This is a genomic window from Terriglobus albidus, assembly GCF_008000815.1.
Lineage (GTDB): Bacteria > Acidobacteriota > Terriglobia > Terriglobales > Acidobacteriaceae > Terriglobus > Terriglobus albidus_A.
This window is the reverse complement of the sequence record NZ_CP042806.1, coordinates 2,088,706-2,111,082: the sequence shown is the minus strand read 5'-3', so window position 1 is coordinate 2,111,082 and position 22,377 is coordinate 2,088,706. Positions and strand designations below refer to the sequence as shown.

19 protein-coding genes and 1 pseudogene are annotated in these 22,377 nt (G+C 57.1%); 16 read left to right on the top strand and 4 right to left on the bottom strand.

The window, feature by feature from the left end; all coding sequences use genetic code 11:
• The first annotated feature begins 57 nt into the window (after positions 1–57).
• On the top strand, positions 58–1,026 hold the full coding sequence (galE, locus tag FTW19_RS08495) for a UDP-glucose 4-epimerase GalE (RefSeq protein WP_147647216.1): 969 nt from the start codon (positions 58–60) through the stop codon (positions 1,024–1,026).
• A 186-nt stretch (positions 1,027–1,212) separates the two neighbouring features.
• Here galE and FTW19_RS08490 read toward each other — a convergent pair whose 3' ends face one another.
• Together FTW19_RS08490 and FTW19_RS08485 are read right to left on the bottom strand one after the other, a co-directional pair.
• A complete protein-coding gene (locus tag FTW19_RS08490; protein ID WP_147647215.1) occupies positions 1,213–1,617 on the bottom strand; it encodes a hypothetical protein in 405 nt (134 codons plus the stop codon).
• Between the two features lie 97 nt (positions 1,618–1,714).
• A complete protein-coding gene (locus tag FTW19_RS08485) occupies positions 1,715–2,644 on the bottom strand; it encodes a LysR family transcriptional regulator (protein ID WP_147647214.1) in 930 nt (309 codons plus the stop codon).
• A 97-nt stretch (positions 2,645–2,741) separates the two neighbouring features.
• On the opposite strand from FTW19_RS08485, the gene FTW19_RS08480 reads away from it, so the two are divergent.
• From FTW19_RS08480 to FTW19_RS08425, 12 genes are all read left to right on the top strand, one after another.
• Positions 2,742–3,923, top strand: coding sequence for a 2-isopropylmalate synthase (locus FTW19_RS08480; RefSeq protein ID WP_147647213.1), 1,182 nt, complete (start codon positions 2,742–2,744; stop codon positions 3,921–3,923).
• Between the two features lie 124 nt (positions 3,924–4,047).
• Positions 4,048–5,124 (top strand): 3-isopropylmalate dehydrogenase, encoded by a 1,077-nt coding sequence (gene leuB / locus FTW19_RS08475; RefSeq protein WP_147650544.1) that lies wholly within the window; start codon positions 4,048–4,050, stop codon positions 5,122–5,124.
• Between the two features lie 39 nt (positions 5,125–5,163).
• Positions 5,164–6,588 (top strand): 3-isopropylmalate dehydratase large subunit, encoded by a 1,425-nt coding sequence (gene leuC / locus FTW19_RS08470; RefSeq protein ID WP_147647212.1) that lies wholly within the window; start codon positions 5,164–5,166, stop codon positions 6,586–6,588.
• A complete protein-coding gene (gene leuD, locus FTW19_RS08465; RefSeq protein WP_147647211.1) occupies positions 6,588–7,220 on the top strand; it encodes a 3-isopropylmalate dehydratase small subunit in 633 nt (210 codons plus the stop codon). The genes leuC and leuD overlap by 1 nt, the downstream gene beginning before the upstream one ends.
• 12 nt (positions 7,221–7,232) lie before the next feature.
• Positions 7,233–8,933: a dihydroxy-acid dehydratase gene (ilvD, locus tag FTW19_RS08460; protein ID WP_147647210.1), complete on the top strand. Its 1,701-nt coding sequence runs from the start codon at positions 7,233–7,235 to the stop codon at positions 8,931–8,933.
• A gap of 325 nt (positions 8,934–9,258) precedes the next feature.
• Complete coding sequence (gene ilvB / locus FTW19_RS08455; protein WP_147650543.1) at positions 9,259–11,010, top strand: biosynthetic-type acetolactate synthase large subunit; 1,752 nt, start codon at positions 9,259–9,261, stop codon at positions 11,008–11,010.
• A 252-nt stretch (positions 11,011–11,262) separates the two neighbouring features.
• Positions 11,263–11,790, top strand: a complete 528-nt coding sequence (locus FTW19_RS08450; RefSeq protein ID WP_147647209.1) for a hypothetical protein — start codon at positions 11,263–11,265, stop codon at positions 11,788–11,790.
• 17 nt (positions 11,791–11,807) lie between these two features.
• Positions 11,808–12,425, top strand: coding sequence for an acetolactate synthase small subunit (gene ilvN, locus FTW19_RS08445; protein ID WP_147647208.1), 618 nt, complete (start codon positions 11,808–11,810; stop codon positions 12,423–12,425).
• Between the two features lie 80 nt (positions 12,426–12,505).
• Positions 12,506–13,528 (top strand): ketol-acid reductoisomerase, encoded by a 1,023-nt coding sequence (ilvC, locus tag FTW19_RS08440; RefSeq protein ID WP_147647207.1) that lies wholly within the window; start codon positions 12,506–12,508, stop codon positions 13,526–13,528.
• Positions 13,529–13,606: 78 nt separating this feature from the next.
• The gene (locus FTW19_RS08435; RefSeq protein ID WP_187143376.1) at positions 13,607–14,401 is read left to right on the top strand and encodes an NIPSNAP family protein; all 795 of its coding nucleotides are present in this window, start codon (positions 13,607–13,609) and stop codon (positions 14,399–14,401) included.
• Positions 14,402–14,620: 219 nt separating this feature from the next.
• Positions 14,621–15,118 (top strand): PadR family transcriptional regulator, encoded by a 498-nt coding sequence (locus tag FTW19_RS08430; RefSeq protein WP_147647206.1) that lies wholly within the window; start codon positions 14,621–14,623, stop codon positions 15,116–15,118.
• Positions 15,119–15,729: 611 nt separating this feature from the next.
• On the top strand, positions 15,730–16,683 hold the full coding sequence (locus FTW19_RS08425; RefSeq protein ID WP_147650541.1) for an alpha/beta fold hydrolase: 954 nt from the start codon (positions 15,730–15,732) through the stop codon (positions 16,681–16,683).
• Between the two features lie 127 nt (positions 16,684–16,810).
• Here FTW19_RS08425 and fusA read toward each other — a convergent pair.
• A pseudogene (fusA, locus tag FTW19_RS08420) lies at positions 16,811–17,086 on the bottom strand (elongation factor G); the annotation flags it as partial.
• A gap of 148 nt (positions 17,087–17,234) precedes the next feature.
• Here fusA and FTW19_RS08415 point away from each other — a divergent pair.
• The 3 genes from FTW19_RS08415 to FTW19_RS08405 all read left to right on the top strand — a co-directional run bounded on the left by FTW19_RS08415 (position 17,235) and on the right by FTW19_RS08405 (position 21,538).
• On the top strand, positions 17,235–17,864 hold the full coding sequence (locus FTW19_RS08415; RefSeq protein WP_147647205.1) for a DUF6624 domain-containing protein: 630 nt from the start codon (positions 17,235–17,237) through the stop codon (positions 17,862–17,864).
• A 151-nt stretch (positions 17,865–18,015) separates the two neighbouring features.
• Positions 18,016–19,008 carry an alpha/beta fold hydrolase gene (locus FTW19_RS08410; protein ID WP_147647204.1) on the top strand — a complete coding sequence of 331 codons (993 nt, stop codon included), beginning with the start codon at positions 18,016–18,018 and terminating at the stop codon, positions 19,006–19,008.
• 85 nt (positions 19,009–19,093) lie between these two features.
• Positions 19,094–21,538, top strand: a complete 2,445-nt coding sequence (locus FTW19_RS08405; protein WP_147647203.1) for an ABC transporter permease — start codon at positions 19,094–19,096, stop codon at positions 21,536–21,538.
• 135 nt (positions 21,539–21,673) lie between these two features.
• On the opposite strand, the gene FTW19_RS08400 is transcribed toward FTW19_RS08405, so the two are convergent.
• The gene (locus tag FTW19_RS08400; RefSeq protein ID WP_147647202.1) at positions 21,674–22,369 is read right to left on the bottom strand and encodes a LolA family protein; all 696 of its coding nucleotides are present in this window, start codon (positions 22,367–22,369) and stop codon (positions 21,674–21,676) included.
• Positions 22,370–22,377: the final 8 nt, after the last annotated feature.

Sequence of the window (22,377 nt, the reverse complement as noted above, 5' to 3'; positions counted from 1 at the left end):
TAATTCTGAGTGGAGGTCGCTGATACATTGGTTGCAGGAAGAGGGAAATTGGTTTCGATGAATTTTTTGGTGACCGGCGGGGCCGGGTATATCGGTGGGACTGTCTCCCGTATCTTGTTGCAACAGGGAGCAAAAGTCACAATTTATGACAATCTCTGTCACGCAAAAGCCAGTGCTCTTCCCGCACAAGCGGCCTTTATCCAAGGGGATTTGCTTGATCGCCAGCTGATCGAAAAGACGCTCCGGGAAGGCAAGTTCGATGCCATTCTTCACTTCGCCGCTCTCATCGAGGCCGGCGAGAGTATGAAGAAGCCGGAACTTTATTTCCGCAACAACACCGGTGGCACCCTCAACCTTCTGGAGGCGATGTTAGCTACCGGACAGAACAAGCTCGTCTTCAGCTCCACCGCGGCCTGCTATGGAGAGCCGGAATCGACGCCGATCCTCGAAACGGCCAAGCTGCAACCAACCAATGCCTATGGCGAGTCGAAGCTGCTCTCAGAGACCATGATGCGCTGGATGAGCGAGATCCACGGTCTGCGCTATGCCGCGTTGCGTTATTTCAACGTCGCAGGAGCCATCGAAGGATATGGCGAAGCGCACGAGCCGGAGTCGCACCTGATTCCGTTGATTCTGGACGTTGCGCTCGGTCGTCGCCAATCGATCAAAATCTACGGACAGGACTACCCCACCGCGGACGGTACCTGTGTTCGTGACTATATCCATGTTCAGGACCTGGCAGAAGCCCACATCCTGGCGCTCAAGGCGCTCGAACAGCCCGGCCACCACATCTTCAATCTCGGAAGCGGACAGGGATTTACCGTGCGCCAGGTGATTGAATCGGCACGCCGTGTCACCGGTCACGCGATTCCGGTGATCGAAGAACCGCGCCGCCCGGGAGATCCCGCTGTTCTTGTTGCCAGTTCGGACAAGATTAAGAGCGAGCTCGGCTGGAAACCGAACTTCCCTGAGTTGGACCAGATCATCGCCTCCGCCTGGGAATGGCACCAGAAGCGATACGCGTAGATCTCAAGGTCAAAGACCTCGAGGGCCAGGAAGCATTTGCTCCCTGGCCCTCGGTCTTTGATAACAAGAAAGGATTTAGAGCGTTTTCCCGTTGCTGGGTATCCCGAAAGAGCATACAGCGGCGCTTTCATCGCGGAAAACGCCCATAGATGGGAAGCCCTACACTACTCCCACGAGGAAAATGCTCTATTGCTGAGGCGGTGGGCCGGGGCGACCGCCGCCACGCATCTGAGACTGCATCTCTTCGTAGGTCTTTTTCTGATCGTCCGTCAGAATACCTTTGACCTTGTCGGAGTAGTCCTTCTGGATCTCCATCATCTTCGGGCGCATGGTCTCCATGTCGCCGCCGCTCGAACGCAAATCCGCCATCTTCTTATCGCGTTCGGCCATAAAGTCCTTGACCTTGCTCGTCTGGTCCTCGGACAGGTTCAACCGGGTTTTCATCATCTCGAGCTGGCGGGCACTGCGCTGCTCGGGAGTCATCTGGCCCATACCTCCGCCCATTCCCTGCGCATGTGCGCTGAGCGTGGCTGGACCCACAGTACAGGCAGCCAGAATCGCCGCCCGCATCACAATTTGTTTCAGGTTCATGGAAGTTACCCCTTTGACCTGCATCGGCGCGTCCCTGCCAGAGAACGCGCCCACACTGGAAACGTTTGAGCCCTGCAAATTGTCTCGGCCCAACCGATTAATTTCCAACCCGTGAAACCCGCTCTGCCTGGAAGTAGTATGGATCCCCCTGCTGCACCGCATACTCCTCGGCAATCTTCAAAAACGCGCGTGCGGTATGGGACAAAGCCGTCTGTTTGCGATACACCACGCGAAGCTTGCGCTCGAAGTTCAGCTCCCGGGCCTTCACCTCTACCAAGGCGCCTGTTCTCAACTCGGAAGCGACGGTCAACTTGGGGGATAAGGCCACACCGTTGCCCATCGCCACGAATCGCTTGATCGCGTCCAGAGACGGAAGCTCAACCCAGATTGGGAGCTTTGTCCGATGCTGGGCAAACGCCTGAAAGACTCGTTGCCGCTGCGGCGAGGCAATATTGTGTGCGACAAAACGCTCGCGGCCAAGTTCTTTCACAGACGCCGTACCTGCCTTTGCCAGCGCATGGTTGGGGCTGACCACACAGACCAGCTCGTCACGGAAGATCACGACGGAACGGAGTTGGGGGTCGGAGGGCTGAAAACTCAGCACGCCAAGTTCGACCGAATTGGCCAGGACATCGTCGCCGATGCGGCTGGCAAGCGAGCGTTGGACCTCCACCTTTACATTCGGATGGCGCCGGGTGTACTCGTGGATGAGCGGAAGCAGGCAGAGACAGGTGTACTCATTGGCCGCCAGCAGTAAACGGCCGCGATGCAGCGAACGAAGCTCCTTCAATGCCGAACCCGCCTCGTCGCGCAGATTGACGAGCTTGATAGCGTACTCGCGCAGCACCTCGCCGGCGTCAGTGAGTGAGCCGGTCTGGCGCTCAAAGAGCGATTCGCCCAACTCCGCCTCCAGCTTGCCGATTACCTGGCTTACCGCCGGCTGGGTGCGGTGAAGGCGCAGTGCGGCACGAGAGAAGCTTTTCTCCTCGGCAACGGCGAGGAAGGTTTCCATCTGAAAGAGGTCCACGGCGGCTCGCTTATTGAAGTATTAGAAGTACTAATCGACCAGACTCGCTCGATAAGTGGGGTTTATCATAACCGGAAGCAGAGGTGTAAGGCCAAGTATGTCGACCAACGATCGCGTTCTCTTTTTCGATACCACGCTGCGTGACGGCGAACAGTCGCCGGGATGCACGATGCACCACGACGAGAAGCTTCGGTTTGCACATCAGCTAGCTCTGCTGGGTGTGGACATCATTGAAGCCGGCTTCCCCATCGCGTCTGACGGTGACTTCCAGTCCGTACACTCGATCGCGCGCGAAGTTGGCCGCGATGGCAAGAGCCCCCGTATCGCTGGTCTGGCCCGCTGCAAACGCGACGACATCGAGGCGGTTGCCCGCGCCGTAGCTCCCGCGGCGCGGAACAGAATTCATACCTTTCTTGCTTCTTCCGATCTGCACCTGGAAGTGAAGCTCCGCATGAGCCGCCAGCAGGCGCTAGACCAGACCGGTGAGATGGTGGCCCTGGCCAAATCGCACTGCGAGGACGTGGAGTTCTCCGCCGAAGACGCGACGCGATCCGACATCGACTTCCTGTGCAAGATGGTGGAGATTGCCATCGAGGCGGGAGCAACCACCATCAATCTTCCGGACACGGTCGGCTATTCGACACCGTCCGAGTACCAGACGATGTTTGAGACGGTTCGGGCCCGCGTACCCAACAGCGGGCAGGTGATCTTCTCCACGCACTGCCACGACGATCTTGGCCTTGCAACGATCAATACTATCAGCGGCGTCCTCGGTGGCGCGCGCCAGGTCGAGGTCTCGATGCACGGCATCGGTGAGCGCGCCGGCAACGCCGCACTGGAAGAGGTCGCGGCGATTCTGTCCATTCGCAAGGATCAGTACCCCTTCACCAGCGGCCTCGACCTGAAGCAGATTGGGGCCACCAGCAAGGCGCTGGACCAGATCATCAGCTTCACGCCATCGCCGAACAAAGCAATCGTTGGTAAGAATGCTTTCGCTCATGCCAGCGGCATTCACCAGCATGGCGTGTTGGCCAATCCGCTGACATACGAGATTATGACGCCGGCTTCGTTCGGCGTTGTGGCGAACACCATTGTGCTGGGCAAGCACAGCGGCCGCCGTGGCCTGGAGCAGAAGCTGAAGGATCTGGGCTATAACTTCAACCACGAGCAGATCAACGAGATCTATCACCGCTTCACGGCGCTGGCGGACCGTAAGAAGTCGATCTACGACCAGGACATCGTGGCGCTGCTCGAAGCGGAGTCCGCACCGACGGTATAACCCTGTGTTTGCTGCTATTCCGTAACGGAGCGGCGAAACCGCTCCATGAATCTTGAACCGCCGGGTGCCTCACCCTCGCAATGTCAGGGTGGGTCCGGAGACTACGAAAGTGTCAAAGGAACGAATGAACCTCAAGATTGCAGTCCTGGCCGGCGACGGTATCGGCCCCGAAGTTACGAACGAAGCTCTGAACGTTCTGAACGCTGTGGCCAAGCATGGCGGCCACACCTTTACGTATGAGGATCTTCGCATCGGCGGCGTGGCCATCGATGCCGACGGCTCACCGTTGCCGGAAGCAACGCTTGCGGCAACACTCAAGTGCGATGCCGCGCTGCTGGGCGCTGTAGGCCACAACAAATTCAACAGCTATCCGCCGAGCCAGCGTCCCGAGGCCGGCCTGCTGAAGATCCGCGCGGAGCTGGGCGGCTACGCCAACCTTCGCCCCTCGGTTGCTTACAAGCCGTTGGCTGACAACTCACCTCTGCGTGCCGAGGTGACGGAGGGAACCGACATCCTCTTCGTCCGCGAGCTTCTTGGCGGTCTCTATTTTGGTGAGCCGCGCTGGTGGGATAAGGAGAAGAAGCTGGCGCACAACACCATGGTCTACAGCGAGGCCGAGGTAGCTCGCGTCGCGAAGATCGCGTTTGAGCTGGCACAGAAGCGCCGCAAGAAGGTGACCTCCGTCGATAAGGCCAATGTTCTCGAGGTCTCGCAGCTCTGGCGCGCCGTTGTTAGCGAGGTCGCAAAGAACTATCCGGATGTGACCCTGGAGCATCAGCTTGTCGATTCGATGGCGATGCACCTGATGAATACGCCGCGCAGCTTCGACGTTGTGCTGACCGAAAACCTCTTCGGCGACATCCTCTCCGATGAGTGCGGTGTCATCACCGGTTCGCTGGGCATGCTGCCCTCCGCGACGCTTGGCGGCAAGGTCAATCTGTATGAGCCGGTTCACGGTTCGGCTCCGGATATCGCAGGTAAGGGTATCGCCAATCCGCTGGGCGCGATTCTGACCGCTGCGATGGTTCTGCGTCACTCCGCCGGGCTGGAGAAGGAAGCTGCCGCCGTCGAGGCCGCAGTACAGGAAGTTCTGACAGCCGGCTATCGCACTGCCGATATCGCGCGCGGCGACTATGCCGGGCAGAAGAAGGTATCGACCGGCGAGATGAGCAAGGCCGTACTCGACGCCATCAAACTTTAGTTTCATCCCGCAGGGATCTGCTTTATCGAGGAACTCGCAATGCCGCAAACGATGTTTGAGAAAGTCTGGAACAACCACCTCGTCGCCTCACCGGAAGGTGAGCCACCGCTGATCTATATCGATCTGCAGCTCGTGCATGAGGTCACCTCACCGCAGGCCTTCGACGGCCTGCGCCTGGCGGGACGTAAGCTGCGCCGTCCTGACCGTCATATCGCCACGGTCGATCACAACGTTCCAACGACCTCTGCGGAGGACCGTCTGCATATCCTCGACCAGACCTCGGCAGCGCAGGTGAATGCACTGCGCAAGAACTGCAAGGAGTTCGGCATCGAGTTTTTCGATGTGCAGGACGCCTCGCAGGGCATTGTGCACATGATCGGGCCGGAGCTGGGTGCGACCAAGCCGGGCATGACGATCGTCTGCGGTGACTCGCATACGTCGACCCACGGAGCGTTCGGAGCTTTGGCGTTTGGCATCGGCACCTCTGAAGTGGAGCATGTGATGGCCACGCAGACGCTGTCGCAGTCAAAGCCGAAGACCTTCCGCATCACCGTCGACGGCACGCTTCCCTACGGAGTGACCGCGAAGGACATCATTCTGCACATCATCGGCATCATCGGTACCGACGGTGCAACAGGCTATGCCGTCGAGTACGCGGGTTCGGCTATTCGAGCGCTCTCGATGGAAGGGCGCATGACCGTCTGCAACATGAGCATCGAAGCCGGTGCACGTGCCGGCATGATCGCTCCGGATGAGACGACCTTTGCTTACCTGATGGGCCGCCGCTTCTCGCCGACAGGCAAAGCGTGGGACGAAGCACTGGCTCATTGGAAGTCGTTGCCCAGTGACGAAGGTGCAACCTTCGATCGCGAGCTGCACATCGATGCTGCCGAGATTACACCGACGGTAAGCTGGGGCACCTCGCCCGGCATGGTGACCAGCATCGAGGGCAAGGTTCCTTCTCCGGACGATGCGACCAACGAGATCGACCGTAAGGGCTACGAGCGCGCCCTTGAGTACATGGGCCTGAAGGCCGGCACACCGATCGAGCAAATCAACATCGATCGTGTCTTCCTTGGATCCTGCACCAACGGCCGCATCGAAGACCTGCGTGCTGCCGCCGAGATCGTGAAAGGCCGCCATGTAGCTTCTTCCGTCTCCGCTATGGTGGTTCCCGGCTCGCAGGCCGTGAAAAAGCAGGCTGAAGAAGAGGGCCTGGACAAGATCTTCAAGGATGCAGGCTTCGAATGGCGCGAACCAGGCTGCTCCATGTGCCTGGGTATGAACCCAGACATCCTGTCGCCGGGTGAGCGCTGCGCCTCAACTTCGAACCGCAACTTCGAAGGCCGTCAGGGCCGTGGCGGACGCACGCACCTGGTCTCGCCGCAGATGGCGGCCGCGGCAGCGATCGCCGGCCACTTCACCGATGTGCGCAACTGGCCGAACAACGGAGGCAAGAACTAATGCAGCCCTTTACCAGGATCACTTCCATCGCCGTACCTCTTGACCGCGCGAACGTCGACACCGACCAGATCATTCCCAAGCAGTTCCTCAAGCGCATTGAGCGCACCGGCTACGGTGAGTTTCTGTTCTTCGACTGGCGCTACGAACTTGACGTACCCGACTCCGTAATGCCGAACCCTGAGTTCGTGATGAATGCCCCGCAGTACAAAGGCGCGGAGATTCTAGTGGCCGGCAAGAACTTCGGCTGCGGTAGCTCCCGCGAACACGCTGCCTGGGCGTTAAGCGACTATGGCTTCCGCGCCGTCATTGCACCGACCTTTGCCGACATCTTCTTCTCGAACGCAGGTAAGAACGGCATCGTTCTCGCGCGCCTTACGGACGACGAGGTCAACACGCTGATGCAGCGCGCACAGACGCCCGGCTATGAGATCACGGTTGATCTCGAAGCGCAGACCGTAACCGATGCGCAGGGATTCAAGGCTCGCTTCGAGATCGATCCCTTCCGCAAGGAATGTCTCTTGAACGGACTGGACGATATCGGCTTGACGCTGCGACACGGCGAAGCACTCGACAAGTTTGAAGCGAAACACGACAACGAATTCTGGTCTGCACCCAAGACCGCAACCGCGTAAAGAAGGAAGATTGTGAGCGAGAAACTCAGCCCCGCAAAGAAGAATTCCGTCGTTCTGACCGAAGGCCCCAACCGCGCCGCAGCCCGTTCGTATCTGCGCGGCGTGGGCTTCAGCAAAGAAGATCTGCATAAGCCCATCATCGGTATCGCCAATACCTGGACCGAGATCGGCCCCTGCAACTTCCACCTTCGCCAGGTAGCCGAGGCAGTGAAGCAGGGCATCCGCGAGGCCGGCGGCACCCCGATGGAGTTCAACACCGTCACCATCTCTGACGGCATCACGATGGGCACCGAGGGCATGAAGGCCTCGCTGATCTCTCGCGAGGTCATCGCCGACTCCATCGAGCTGGTAGCGCGCGGCAACAGCTTTGACGGCCTGGTCTGTATCGCCGGCTGCGATAAGAACATGCCCGCGGCCATCATGGCGCTGGCGCGTCTCGATATCCCCGGCATGATGCTCTACGGCGGATCGATCATGCCCGGCAAGCTGCCACAGGCAGACGGCACCACCAAAGAGATCACCATCCTTAACGTCTTTGAGGCGATCGGTTCGCATGCTGCCGGCAAGATCAGTGACGACCAGCTTGAGGCTGTTGAAGCCGCTGCCTGTCCCGGTCCCGGCGCCTGCGGTGGACAGTTCACAGCGAACACAATGGCCATGGCCGGTGAGTTCCTCGGCATCTCACCCATCCAGTTGACCGGAGTTCCCGCCATGTCGGCGGAGAAAGCTCACGCTTCCCGCGAGGCCGGCAAGCTGATGATGAAGCTGGCCGAGGCGGGCATCAAGCCATCACAGATCCTCACCAAACAGTCCATCGAGGACGCCATTGCCGCTGTCGCCGCCTCAGGCGGATCGACCAACGCGGTGCTCCACCTTATCGCCATCGCGCATGAGCTGAAGATCCCCATCTCTATGGAGGACTTCGACCGCATCAGCGAGCGCACGCCGCACATCTGCGACATGTCGCCAGGTGGCAAGTACGCTGCAAAGGACTACCAGGACGCCGGCGGATCGCGCGTACTGGCCAAGCGTCTGTTCGACGCGGGCCTGATCAAAGGCGACACCATCACCGTCACCGGCAAGACGCTCGCCGAGGAGTCGAAGGAAGCGGTCGAGACTCCAGGCCAGCCCGTGATCTACCCGGTCGACAAGCCTCTGAAGAAGACCGGCGGTCTCGTCATCCTGAAGGGCAACCTTGCGCCCGAGGGCTGCGTCATCAAGGTCGCGGGCCACGAGCGCATCTATCACCAGGGCCCGGCACGCGTCTTCAACTCGGAAGACCTGTGCTTCGCAGCGGTTGAGGCGGGACAGATCAAGCCGAACGATGTCTGCGTCATTCGCTACGAAGGACCGAAGGGTGGTCCGGGCATGCGCGAGATGCTGGCTGTCACCGCCGCCATCAAGGGCATTCCGGAGCTTTCGGAGACCGTTGCCCTGCTGACGGACGGACGTTTCTCGGGTGCGACCCGCGGCCTGATGGCCGGCCACGTCGCTCCTGAAGCTCAGCTCGGCGGACCGATTGCTGCAGTGCGCGAAGGCGATCTGATCACCTTCGATATTCCGAATCGCAAGCTCACGCTCGAGATCAGTGACGAAGAGCTGGCCGCACGCCTGAAAGAGTTCAAGGCTCCGGAGGCTCGATACAAGCGCGGTGTTTTTGCAAAGTATGCCAACTCCGTCTCCAGCGCGAGCGTTGGAGCGGTAACGAGTTAAGCACGAAGGGAAGAACAGATGGCAATCTGCGGTCAATGCAATCTTGAAATGAACGAAGCCGCCGGCTGCATCTTGCAAAAAGTTCCGACTACTGACGGAGAGTTGATGCCAATCAAGTTTGGCGAAGAAGACGACTCTGGCATTCGGAATCTGGCATATCGGGATGGTCAGCCACGTCGCTGTGGCGACTGTGGCTGCCTCCCGGGTAACTATCACCACCCGGGCTGTGACCTTGAGGAATGTCCTCGATGCCATGGCCAACTATTTTCATGCGATTGCCTTATTGAAGAAGAAAAGTAGCTCGTCAGTAACAAAGGAGGAATATATGACCGACACCATCGATGCCATCCGTAACACCACGCTCACCGGCTCCGAAATTCTATGGGCCACCCTGGTAGGCGAGGGTGTATCCACGGTATTCGGCTATCCTGGCGGCGCCATCCTCCCCATCTATGACGCTCTACGCAAGTTCCCCATTCACCATGTGCTGGTTCGCCACGAACAGGGCGCCTCGCACATGGCAGACGGCTATGCCCGGGCCTCCGGCAAGGTTGGCGTCTGCATGGCCACCTCCGGCCCCGGCGCCACCAATCTTGTAACCGGTCTTGCGACCGCGATGCTCGACTCGATTCCAATGGTCGCCATCACCGGTCAGGTCTCCTCGAAGGTGCTGGGCTCCGATGCCTTCCAGGAAGTTGATATCACCGGCATCACGCTGCCGATCACCAAGCACAACTTCCTGGTGACGCGCGCCGAAGACATCGCTCCCACGGTTCGTCTTGCCTTCCAGATCGCACAAGATGGACGCCCCGGACCGGTGCTGGTCGACATCACCAAAGATGCGCAGCAGGCCTCCTGCGTCTTCAACTTCGAAGACGCGGCACCGCCGCCGGCGCGCCCGCACCCGATGCTTCGCGCTGAGTCCGGCACCATTCTGCAGGCAGTTGAGCTCATAAAAAACGCGAAGAAGCCCGTCATCCTCGCCGGCCACGGCATCAACCAGTCCGGCGCAGAGGCCGAGGTTATCGCCTTTGCGGAGCGCATGCACATTCCCGTGGCCAGCACACTGCTGGGCCTGGGCAGCTTCCCTGCCTCGCATCCGCTTTCGCTCGGCATGATGGGCATGCACGGTGAGTCGTGGGTGAACAACGCTATCCAGGAAGCTGACCTCCTGCTGGCCTTTGGCATGCGGTTCGACGACCGTGTCACCGGCAATCTCACCAGCTACGCGCAGAAGGCGAAGAAGATCCACATCGAGATCGATCCGTCGGAGATCAACAAGAACGTCAAGGTCGACGTTGCTCTGATCGGCGATCTGCGCGAGGTATTGCAGACGCTGCTGCCCATGCTGCCCGCCGCCAGCGATGCGGCGTGGCTGAAGCAGATCAACGCCAGCAAGGGCGAAGCAGCGGTACGCGACATCGTCAACCTGCCCGACAACGGTCACCTCTACGCCGCGCACGTGATTCACGACATCTGGCGCGAGGCAGTAGCCGCCGGTCGCGAGACCGAGACCATCATCGTTACCGACGTAGGTCAGCACCAGATGTGGGAGGCGCAGTACTTCCGCCACAACGCTCCCCGCACCCTGGTCACCAGCGGCGGCCTGGGCACCATGGGCTTTGCTCTGCCTGCGGCCATTGGCGCTAAGATGGCAGCGCCCGAGAAGGATGTGTGGGTGATCGCCGGAGACGGTGGCTTCCAGATGACGGCAGCAGAGCTCTCGACCATCGTGCAGGAGAAGCTGCACATCAACATCGCCGTCATCAACAACGGATTCCTCGGCATGGTGCGCCAGTGGCAGGAGGCCTTCTACGACAAGAACTACTCCTGCTCGCCGATCCTGTCGCCGGATTTCGTAAAGCTGGCCGATGCGCACGGCATTCCCGCCGCGCACATCACGCAACGCAAGGAAGTCACGCCGATCGTCACCAAGGCCCGCACCGGTTCTACTCCGTTCCTGATCAACTTCGCGGTTGAGAAGGAAGACGGCGTGTACCCGATGATCGCCCCGGGAAGCGCCCTGCACGAGATGGTGCGCCGTCCGAACCCGCTGATCGAAACGGCGGAGGACTAAATCCGTGCGAATCTCGAAACGTCTAACAACATTTCTCACGCAGGCATGGGATGCGCAGGTTCGTGCTGAACACCACATGGATCAGCAAAAACGAGAGCGATTGGGGCATGGCGGCGATTATAGATCGGGCCTTCAGCCCTCATGCGTAATACGTCTTATACCTGGGGCTACGCCCCAGGCTGGTATGGAACGCGCCTTTGGCGCTATGTCATTCGCGGCAACAGCATCTTTACTGCTCACGGGAGGCATCGCATGACCAGAGCTCCTGTTCATTTTGCGTTTTTGCCTTCAATCGTTCTATTGACCGTTGGATTGGCCGGATGTAATTCGGCACCGAAATCAGCGCCGGCTCCAAAGGAGCCGGCCAAACCCGCCGTCACCTATCCGGCACGGCCCACGGTTTCTGCACCGCAATTCACTCTGTTTCACTTCGATAACGACACAGCCACACTCGTCGTGAAGGAAGATGCCACAGACGACGAGATCGAATCGCTGGTCTGGCAGGTACGCGATGCCGCACGCTCCAGTACGCTGCCATCGCTGAAGATCAAAGCTCCGAAGGGCAATGACTTCCGGGCGCATATCTACCGCGGAAAGAAGTGCGCCGCCGAAAAATATGCTCCGGGAGAGCCGCCCTGTGGCGGCAGCTATCACGGAGCCGGTGACTACACGCTCTCCAAGCTTCCATCCAAGTTGTGGGACCGTGGTGTCCTGCATGTCTCCGGCGACAAAGAGATCGAACTTTGGGACACCGAAGCGCCCTACACCGCAACGAAATAGCCAGGAAAGAAGATCAGATGCTGCATACCTTTATTGCACTTGTTGACGACAAGCCAGGCGTGCTGACGCGCGTGGCTTCCCTCTTTCGCCGCCTTTCGGTGAATATCGTCTCGCTGACCGTGGGTGAGAGTGAGCGCGAGGGAGTCTCGCGCATGACTATCGTGTGCGAGGGCGCCGAGAACGCGGCTCACCGCATCCGGGCTTCCCTCTATAAGCTCGAGGTCACGCGCGAGGTCGATGAGGCCTCGCGCGCAGAAGCCGTGATTCGCGAGCTCTGCCTCATCAAGGTCGGCGCCGGCCCCAACTCACCCCACGGCGTCCATTCGCGCACCCAGATCTTTGAGCTGGCACAGGTCTTTCGTGCCCGCGTCGTTGATCTGGCGCCGGAGTCCATCATGCTGGAGATGACCGGCTCCGCCTCGAAGATCGAGGGTCTGCTGCAGGTCCTGCGTGAGTCAAACTATGACGTGTTGGAGGTCTCACGCACCGGCCGCATGGCCATGCGCCGCGGACACCACACCAGCAAGGTGCTAAAGGCCCTGGGCACTAAAACGCCAGCAGAACAGCCGGTCGCCTATCCGGTCCGTCCGGAAGAAGACGACCTCCCCAACCAGTTTGAGGAAGACGAAACATAAAGCGTTTTCCCTATTGCCCTCCGGGACGACCCGGGGCCGGTTCCACTAGAATTTCTACGTAACCACGAAAAGGAAGAAGAATGGCAAAGGCATACCACGACCACGACGCAGACCTCTCTCTTATCCAGGCGAAGAAAGTCGCCATCATCGGCTACGGCTCGCAGGGCCACGCCCATGCGCTGAACCTGAAGGACTCGGGCGTGGACGTCAAGGTCGGCCTTCGTCCCGGTTCGCCGAACGAGGCCAAGGCGAAGAACGCCGGACTGGAAGTGCTCCCGGTAGCCGAAGCTGCCAAGTGGGCTGATGTGATCATGCTGCTGGTTCCCGACCAGACGGCCGCCAAGGTCTACAAGGAAGTTGAGCCAGGCCTCACCGCCGGCAAGACCCTGATGTTCGCCCACGGCTTCAACATCCGCTTCCGCACCATCAATCCTCCTGCCGACGTGGATGTCTCGCTGGTCGCCCCCAAGGGCCCTGGCCATCGCGTCCGCGAGGTCTTCACCGAGGGCGGTGGTGTCCCCGGACTGGTAGCAGTGGAGCAGGATGCCACCGGCAACGCCCTGAAGCTGGCTCTGAGCTACGCCAAGGGCATCGGTTGCACCCGTGGCGGCGTTCTTGAGACCACCTTCACGGAAGAGACCGAAACTGACCTCTTCGGCGAGCAGGCCGTTCTCTGCGGCGGCACGGCTGCCCTGGTCAAGGCGGGCTTTGAAGTTCTGACCGAGGCTGGCTACCAGCCCGAGCTGGCCTACTTCGAGGTACTGCACGAGCTCAAGCTGATCGTCGACCTGATGTACCGCGGTGGCCTTGAGTACATGCGCTACTCCATCTCCGACACTGCCGAGTGGGGTGACTACGTTGCCGGACCGCGCATCGTGACCCCGGCCGTGAAGGATGCGATGAAGGGCCTGCTGAAGGACATCCAGGACGGAACCTTCGCCAAGAAGTTCATCGAAGAGAACGAGACCGGCCGCAAAGGCTTCGAGCGTATCCGTAAGGAAGAGGCTGCTCATCCGGTCGAGAAGGTTGGCAAGGATCTGCGCAAGTCCATGCCCTTCCTCGATCCGGTCGAGGTCAAGGACGGAAACGTCGTCAAGGTGTAATCAGCCACGAAGGCCCCGGTCGAAAGACCGGGGCCTTCGTGTTTGTATAGGATGTCTCTCGAGGAGAGATTTCCATTCATGAAGAGGCGGCAATTTATCCGCTCCATGGCCGCAGGCGCGGCCACAGCCATCACCCTTAAATCCAGCGAGGCAGAGATGCAGGAGAAACCGTCCGCCCCGACACAGGAGTTCTATGAACTCCGCAAGTACACACTCCGCAATGGCACCGGACCGAAACTGACGGAGAACTTCTTTGCGCAGGCGATGATTCCCTCACTCAACCGCATGGGAATCTCGCCCGTCGGCGCCTTCAAAGTCGATATCGGACCGGAGACGCCCACGTATTACCTGTTGCTGCCTTCCAACTCAGCCGAGACACTGCTTACCGTCAACCAGCGCCTCACGAAGGACGCGGAGTTTCTCAAGGCGGCCGCCGGCTTTTGGGATGCACCTGCCGCAACACCCGCGTTTATCCGCGTAGAAAGCTCGATCTTCTCCGCCTTTACCGGCTGGCCAAAGCTCACAGCGCCGAAGCCCGGCAAACGCATCTTCCAGCTCCGCACTTATGAGAGCTCCGGCTATGCCGCGCACCTGAAGAAGGTCGAAATGTTCAACAACGGAGAGATTGAGATCTTTGTCCGATCCGGCCTAGCCCCGGTCTTCTTTGGCAGTGCTCTCACCGGGCCGTTGCTACCAAATCTCACCTACATGCTCACCTTCCCGGATCTGCCGACGCTTTCTGCCAACTGGTCGAAGTTCGCTTCTGATCCGGCATGGAAGGAGCTATCGCACCGGCCGGGAAATACGGATGCAGAGATCGTGAGCAATATTACGAACCTCTATCTGAGCCCGCTGGCTTGCTCACAGATTTAGCAGATTCGAACGCTTTTGTTTGTCATCCCGCAGGTGTGATAACGGTTCTTTATCCTACTGATTTGATTGGCATTGAAAAGTACAATTTTCGCTGTGTAGGAATTGTGCAGGCGATTTGTACATCCAGATCAATATCTCAGAGCAGCATCATCATCGAAAAACCCGTGAGCTTGGAGTCTTCGACACTAAGCGCCGTCCGGAGGCAGCCGCACGGCGCGGATGCTCGCCCCTACAGGGCTGATTCCATACCAGAGATGGCCAATACTGCGATCCCTTCACGATTACAGACGCCCGTACTACATACGATTTTTATTGAGTACCCATTGCCTTCCACAGTCGGATTCCGATATAGTCGGAATCCGACAGGAGGCTAGTTTGGAAAAAGCGCCACCGCTATCGCCTGCGACCTTGCACATCCTTCTTGCCCTGGCAGCGGGAGACTTGCATGGCTATGGGATTATCCAAGAGATTGCTCGTCATTCCGAAGGCCATTACAGACCGGGTCCTGGAACTTTATATGACAACCTGAAAAAGCTGATGGATCTTGGGTTGGTCGCGGATGTTCTCAAGCCGTCATCGCAGAGCGATGAAGAACGACGCTTTTACACTCTGACATCGGACGGGTGGGCCGCTTTGTCTGCGGAGATAGATCGGCTTCAACAAATCGTCCGGAAGGCCAGATCACGTCTTCAACACATTAGGCCGGGAAATGTATGAAGGCCATAACGTTTTCACGCCTTGTCTATCGGTTGGTTCTTCGCCTTCATCCACGTGCATTTCGCGATAGGTTTTCGAACGAGATGCTCTGGATCTTTGATGAAGAGTGTCGCGAAAGAGGCGCATTCCGAATGCTGCGGGACGGAATGATCTCGCTCCTGCGTCAACACGCAAAAGATGACGATGATGTGTATCAAAGTCGGATTAAGGGAATAGGGTGCCAAATCGTTAGTTCAGGAATGAGTCCAACACGCTTGGTTCAGGCAGGACTTGCAGCTTCAATACTCCTTTTAGCATTCGTATCTGCCTTAAGCAGGTCATCTAAGCCTCTCACTTCGGCTCAGCCTGCTAGTGCAGTACAAGGTCTCCCACGAAAGCTTCAGGCACCCATACGCATTGAACACCTCGGTAAATAGCCTCAACAGCCAGCACTTTATTCAATCGAAATTACGGAGATTCGAATGCTTTTCGATTGCACGTTGCGTCGTCTATTGAGCCAGCTACTGCTGCTTTCGCAGCTTTCTTTCGCGGCTTTATCTTGTCCCGGACAGAACCACGTTAGTGATGCAACGTCGGCAAGTTGGCACGATACATCCCCTCATTCAGTGCAGATGATCACCGCAGACAAAGGTGTCCAGCTGGAAGTGCTCGATTGGAAAGGAACTGGCAGGCCAGTCATACTTCTCAGCGGCCTTGGGGACACGGCTCACATATTCGATGATTTCGCGCCAAAACTCACCGGAACGTATCACGTCTACGGGATAACCCGACGTGGATACGGTGCTTCAAGCCGGCCCGCCGATGGTTATGGAGCCGACCGGCTTGGAGACGACGTCGTCGCCGTTCTGGATGTTTTGAAGTTGAACAAGCCAATACTGGTGGGAGAATCGATCGCCGGTGAGGAATTAAGTTCGATAGCCACTCGATGCCCAGAACGTATCGCCGGAGCAGTTTATCTTGAGGCTGCCTACTCCTTTGCGTTATACGACCCCAAGGTGGGCGACTGGCATTTGGATTTACCGGTACTTCAGAAGCAGCTTGAACTTTTTGCAAAGCAAACCCGGTACTCAAGACCCATCGTGCATGAACTCATCGACACGGATCTACCTGTTTTTCTAAAAGACCTTCAGAACATGCGAGATTACTGGGAAAACCTGCCCCAAAGAGGATCCGATCCTCCTCCGCCAACTGCGGCTGACCGTGCCAGTTTTCCTGCGTATAGGGCATACCAAGTTCGAGTCCAGGGATTCACCTTCCCGGAAGCTGAGCTTCGCAACGAATTTGTGACGAACTCAGACGGTAGCGTTGGAAGGTGGATTCCAAACGAACACAATGGTTTGGTCTTCGACGGACAAAGAAAGTTCACAGAACCACGTGTTCCAGTCCTTGCAATCTTCGCAATGGGCAATGGTCACGGCACAGAAATCGCAGCTGCGTCGCTTGAGAGACTTGTGCCTTCGGCACACGTGGTTCGCCTTTCGCACGCTGATCACCAAGTGTTTTTGTCCAATGAGGCCGATGTTCTTAAAGAAGTGAAGAGTTTTATCGATAGCTTGCCCGAATAAAATCCGAGCGACTGGCCTATTCCCACATTCATATTCAGCGTCAATGCGCGGTTCAGGCTGACATGTGTTGCAGTTAGCCGACAAGGGATCATAACGGTTACTCGATCTTGCTATAAAGTGTGGGCCGGAAACCTCCGGCCGTCTGGAGAATGGAGAGAATGGTTTCACGGTAGGCCACCTGCGGCTTACCAACATTCGCTTCGACCTTGTTACTCGCGCATCATGCGGTCAACGATGATCTCGAGGTGCAACTCGCCCATACCGAGATGATGGTCTGACCCGAATCAGGGTCGGTGTGCATCTTGAAGGTGGGATCTTCCTGCGCCAGCTTCGCCAGCGCCATACCCATTTCTCCTGATTCACTCTTGGTCTTCGGCTCTACCGAGATAATGAATGGCTGGGGCAAGGAGTCACCTCCTCAGTTCTATGTCAGAAAGCTTCGCAGGGGCGTGATACCGTCTCAGCTATTTGCTATCCTCTTACCCGTGCGAAGCCTCCTATTCATCGCCGCGCTATCTTTGGCAACGGCTGCTCGTGGCCAAGATATTGCTTTGCAGCAAGTAACGTGGGAAAAAGCAGTCGAAGCACAGCATGATGCCCTAATAAAGCGGTGGGGAAAAGGCACTGATCCGGTGCTTCGCGAAAAGCTACAGGCGATATATCAACGCGATCAGGATGCACGTCGGCTCATGATGACCTTACCGCCAGCTGAGTGGACAGATGCGCTGAGGAAACAGCAGCGAGACACAGACGCTACATTGACATTGCAATTGAAAGAGATTGTAAACACGTACGGGTGGCCCACATTCCGACTGGTTGGAAGTGAAGGGGCAAGCCAGGCACTCTTGATCCTGAACCATTCTGCCGACCACACGTGGCAACGAGGGATGTTGCCGCAATTAGAAAGACTCGCCAGAAACCAGCAGATCCCCGAGTCCGATTTCGCGATGCTGCTTGATAAGATTCTTGTCGCCTCGGGCAAGCCGCAGCGGTATGGGATGAATTTCAAATTCGCCGACGGAAAGATGCAAATGTATGCAGTGGAAGATCCAGAGCATCTTACGGAGCGACGCGAGCGGGCTATGCTCCCACCGCTAATGGTCTACAAACATATGTTGGCTGAGGCATATCACCTAAAAGTGACGGATGAAGTTGCGCAGCCGGAATCCATGAAGCCATAGCGTGCCTTCTTTTGAGCGCGAAATAGGATGCCCCGATCGCTGGGCACTTTTTGTGATCTGTCAAAGCGGTGTTCTAAACAATTAGCAGGTCTTTTCATCTGGTGAGCCGGTAGGATCGAGAACGGGCAAGAACACGCAATCGAGGACAGCGATGGCCAGGAATATTCGATCTGCTTTTTGGAATATGACCCTGCTTGCAATTTTTGCCGCGACTGCTCACTCGCAGCCGGCAAATCCCATGCCTCTGGGCAAAATGGTTGACCTTGGTGGCTACCGCCTTCACCTTTACTGCACGGGCAGAGGGAAGCAGACGGTTGTACTCTCGCCGGGAGGCGGAGACTTTTCTTTTGTATGGTACTTAGTTCAACAGCAACTACAAAGTTCTGCCCGCGTTTGCACCTATGATCGTGCGGGCTCGGCGTGGAGCGATCCCGGTCCGCAACCGTTAACCCTGCGACAAGAAGCCTACGAGTTGGAGCGAGCTCTGAAGCTATCTGGCGAGAGAGGTCCGTATGTCGTCGCCGGTCATTCAATCGGGGGCCTGGTTATGATGACGTTCGCGGAGGGGTATCCGGATGAAACTTCCGGTATCGTTCTCGTTGACACACCAAGCCCAGATTCGACCCTCGGTTTCTGGGGGAAATTAGTCCGGGTACGAGATTTGGCCAAACGAACGATCCCACCTATTCACACCATGGAAACCAGTCCTCCTATCCCAATCACTGATGCGGAGCGGGAACGGGCGATGAAATACAAGAGTCACAGGATTCAACCCCCATTTGATCGTTTACCGCTTGAGATTCAAAAGCTGCAGCTCTGGGCACAGACATTGCCGCCTAAGGTAGGACTGACCGAGCAGGACGATTACACGCCGGAGGAGTTCGAGTTCCTGTACGAGTTGGAGGACTTTGGGCACCCCTTCGGAGACAAACCACTGGTCATTATGATCGGCATGCAAGATCACGCCTCTCACGAAGAAAAGATCACGGCAAAGAGAGCGGAGCATACTCTATCCACGAACAACAAGGTCATAGAGGTCCAAGATTCGGGGCACGCTATTCACCTTGAAGATCCAGCAGCAGTAGTTGCAGCAATTCGGGAAACAATGAGCGCTGCTCTTCACCGCACCCCCCTAAAACAGTAATCAATATTTTTTGACGGCGGACGACCTCCTCTCAATACGACACAAATCGTTGACGTACGACAAATATCGTACTAATCTTCCATCCATGAGCCGACGGCACTTTTGGATCGAACAACTGCTCCAAGATACTCGGTACGCAGTCCGTACATTGCGACGGAACTGGGGCTTTGCCGCAGTAGTGATTGCAACACTAGGCATCGTGATTGGCATGAATACCGCGGTGTTCAGCATTGTGGATACCGTGCTTTTTCGCCCGTTACCCTATCCCGCGTCAAGCCGCCTGGTGTGGATAGCACAGTATAGAGATGCAGAACATGACGACTGGGCTTCCAGGGCAGATTTCATGGTCTGGAAACGTCAGGCACAGTCCTTTGAGGCAATGGCGGCGTTTGCGAATCATGATCTAGCGCTTGTTGTTTCCGGCATATCCAGTCAGGAGACCGTGGCTTCTACAGGCGGAGATTTCTGGGATATTACGGGAGTAAAACCCTATCTAGGTCGCCTGTACACGCGAGAGGAATCGCATGCAGTGGTTTTATCGTATGACCTCTTCGAAAGGCGTTTTGGAGGTAATCCAGATGTAGTTGGCAAAGCTGCCACACTGAATGGGTATGAGGTTACGGTTATAGGTGTTCTTCCAAAGGGCTTTAGCTATCTTTTTCCTGAGCTGGTTTACTCGGGAGACGTTAGACGAGAGATCGCTGCGTACATACCTCTTCCACAATCGATCGAGACACCAGGTGATGAGATACGTGAATCACCTTCGAGCGGTCCGGCCCCACCGTGGATATCTGCTGTCGGCAAGCTTAGGCCTGGGGTTTCTATTGAACAAGCGAATGCTGAGATGCAGATCATCAATAGCAATATCGCTAAACAATATCCAACTCCCATCCGACATCCGCTCCTGCACGTTGCCTATTTGCGTGACAAGATCTCCGGGAATGCTCGTGCGGCACTCCTGGTCCTGCTGGCTGCGGTGGGCTTTGTTCTCCTGATTGCAGTTGTGAATGTGGCGAATCTTCTGCTCGCGCGAGCGAACACCCGGCAACGAGAGATTGCAATTCGCGCCTCTTTAGGCGCCGGTCGTACTCGTGTCATTCGCCAGTTCCTCGCCGAAAGTGTCCTTCTATCCTCGTTAGGAGGTGGCGCGGGGTTAGTTCTTGCGCATTGGGCGCTCTACGTGATCGCTCGATTTTGGCCTCAGGCAGTCCCGCGGCTGGCAGAAGTGGGACTAAATCCTTCTGTTTTACTTTTTACGCTTGCCGTCTCAACAGCAACGGGCCTGTTCTTCGGATTCGCACCCGCAGTGACGCTTTGGAGAGATGATCTCCAAGCAGCATTGAAAGACACGACTCAGAATTTATTTCAGGGAGCATTTGGTATCCAGATAAGAAGCCTGCTAGTTTGCGTTCAAATCGCTCTTGCGATCGTGCTTCTTACAGGTGCTGGCCTGCTTGTCAAAAGTTTTTGGCGATTGAGCAATCATGCATCGTCCCTCTCCCCGGAAAGCATCCTCACCCTCCGACTGTCTCTTTCGGGCACACAGTATAGTGGCTGGCCGGCAAGACAGTTCTACCTGCATACAATGCTTGATCGCTTACAAAGCGTGCCCGGCGCGCAGGCGGCGGGTTTAGACACCTACACACTGCACACCAAGGTAAGAGTTAAGGGAGTAGAGACACGATCGCAGCAAGAATCTTTCGCCAGCATCCGAGCTGTCTCTGCAGGATATCTTCGCGCTATGGGCGTTTCGCTTGTTTCGGGTCGTTGGCCATCCGACCGGGAGATGATGTACGGCGACGTTCTTGTAAATGAGACCTTTGTTCGCGGTCTCACGAGAGATAAGGACATTGTGGGCAAGGAGGTCAATGGGAGCTTCGTTATAGGGCGAGTCGTCGGCGTCGTGGCAGACTTTCGGGGCTCGCAGCTGGACGCTGAAACGCAACCCGAAATGTATGCTTCGTATGAATTGGCTCCGCTAACCAAGTCCATGTCAGTACATGCCTTCGTAAGAATGTCGGGAGACCACCGACCAAACGGAAGCGCGATCCAGCAACTGGTTTCTGGCATCGACCCCACTCAGCCTGTGTACAACGTAGAAACCCTGGAGGAGGCCCTTTCAGAATCCATCTCTCCTCGCCGTTTCAATCTATTTCTGCTGGGAACGTTTGCGATATCCGCGCTGCTGATGGCTCTGATCGGTATATACGGAGTCATTGCTTATTCAGTAGCTCAGCGGACGCACGAGATTGGGATAAGAATGGCACTCGGTGCGGACCGAAGACGCATCGTTTGCATGGTTGTATGTGAGGGAATGAGGACGGCAATCATCGGTATCTCCATCGGCCTCCTCGTCTCATTTGGACTAACGCGGCTCATGACAAGTTTGCTCTACGACGTGAAGTCGGATGATCCCACGACATTCGCGTCGGTAGCACTTCTCTTAGCCGCATCCGCTTTTCTAGCGTCCGTCTGGCCAGCGACTCGCGCTGCCTTTGTTAATCCGCTTATTGCCTTACGGCACGAATGATCTTGTAATCGCACAAGAGACCTCATTGCTAAATTGAGAGCGCCTGAGAGCGTCAATGGGGGAGAACTGAAGTCCCACGGCCAAACGAGAAACCCCGGCAAATGCCGGGGTTTCTCGTCACTCATCTAACTTTGACTAAGGCCTCTTCACTGCAGTCTTGCTCGTCGTCTTAATCTCGAAGGTCTTGGCGTCGATCTTCCCGTTGACCTTGATGTTGGTGTAGTAGGAGATCTTCTGGTCTCCCGAGGGCATAAATATCTGCTGCTTCAACGTGACACCTCGAGCAGTGTCCAGCCAGATCGTGATATGCGTACACGATTTCTTGATGGACTCTTGCTTAGGAACAAGGTCAAGCTTCGCCGTCTGCACGCCGTCAATCGTCTCCGTACCTTGCGAAGTAATCGCCCACTGCTTTTCCAGTGCTGTTCCTGAGCCGCCAAAGCCCAGTGTCAGAAAGCTCTCTACCTCAGCCTGGTTCTTGCTGGTATCGATGAGCGTGAGACTGTCAATGTTCGGCTCATACATCTTCAGCAGCCCCCCTGAGTAGGCGACCACCTTCTTCGCCGGCTTTTGGATCACCGCGCCCATGTCGGTCGCATTGCCCTTCTTCTGGAAGTAGATGATGCCGGTCTGCGTCGTGGTCTCGCGCACTACCCGCTCATAGTTATCCCAGCGGAGATCGGCTGTTGCGGACTGGAACTTCGCAGCGGCGGCATCCATCTGCTGCACGATCTTCTGTACGTCGGCGTTCTGGGCCGACGATGGTTTCACAGAGAAAGCGGCCAGTATCAGCGCGGCCGCGGCAGTGAACTTAACGAATGCAAAGCGCATAGGCTTTC

Excerpts from the sequence above, each read along its gene's own strand:
- FTW19_RS08410 (WP_147647204.1), top strand. The coding sequence starts at position 18,016 with ATGGCCAGGAATATTCGATCTGCTTTTTGGAATATGACCCTGCTTGCA.
- ilvC (WP_147647207.1), top strand. The coding sequence starts at position 12,506 with ATGGCAAAGGCATACCACGACCACGACGCAGACCTCTCTCTTATCCAG.
- leuD (WP_147647211.1), top strand. The coding sequence starts at position 6,588 with ATGCAGCCCTTTACCAGGATCACTTCCATCGCCGTACCTCTTGACCGC.
- FTW19_RS08430 (WP_147647206.1), top strand. The coding sequence starts at position 14,621 with ATGCTCGCCCCTACAGGGCTGATTCCATACCAGAGATGGCCAATACTG.
- FTW19_RS08425 (WP_147650541.1), top strand. The coding sequence starts at position 15,730 with ATGATCACCGCAGACAAAGGTGTCCAGCTGGAAGTGCTCGATTGGAAA.
- leuB (WP_147650544.1), top strand. The coding sequence starts at position 4,048 with ATGAACCTCAAGATTGCAGTCCTGGCCGGCGACGGTATCGGCCCCGAA.
- FTW19_RS08400 (WP_147647202.1), bottom strand. The coding sequence starts at position 22,369 with ATGCGCTTTGCATTCGTTAAGTTCACTGCCGCGGCCGCGCTGATACTG.
- FTW19_RS08480 (WP_147647213.1), top strand. The coding sequence starts at position 2,742 with ATGTCGACCAACGATCGCGTTCTCTTTTTCGATACCACGCTGCGTGAC.
- FTW19_RS08450 (WP_147647209.1), top strand. The coding sequence starts at position 11,263 with ATGACCAGAGCTCCTGTTCATTTTGCGTTTTTGCCTTCAATCGTTCTA.
- ilvB (WP_147650543.1), top strand. The coding sequence starts at position 9,259 with ATGACCGACACCATCGATGCCATCCGTAACACCACGCTCACCGGCTCC.
- ilvN (WP_147647208.1), top strand. The coding sequence starts at position 11,808 with ATGCTGCATACCTTTATTGCACTTGTTGACGACAAGCCAGGCGTGCTG.
- FTW19_RS08435 (WP_187143376.1), top strand. The coding sequence starts at position 13,607 with ATGAAGAGGCGGCAATTTATCCGCTCCATGGCCGCAGGCGCGGCCACA.
- leuC (WP_147647212.1), top strand. The coding sequence starts at position 5,164 with ATGCCGCAAACGATGTTTGAGAAAGTCTGGAACAACCACCTCGTCGCC.
- FTW19_RS08405 (WP_147647203.1), top strand. The coding sequence starts at position 19,094 with ATGAGCCGACGGCACTTTTGGATCGAACAACTGCTCCAAGATACTCGG.
- FTW19_RS08490 (WP_147647215.1), bottom strand. The coding sequence starts at position 1,617 with ATGAACCTGAAACAAATTGTGATGCGGGCGGCGATTCTGGCTGCCTGT.
- galE (WP_147647216.1), top strand. The coding sequence starts at position 58 with ATGAATTTTTTGGTGACCGGCGGGGCCGGGTATATCGGTGGGACTGTC.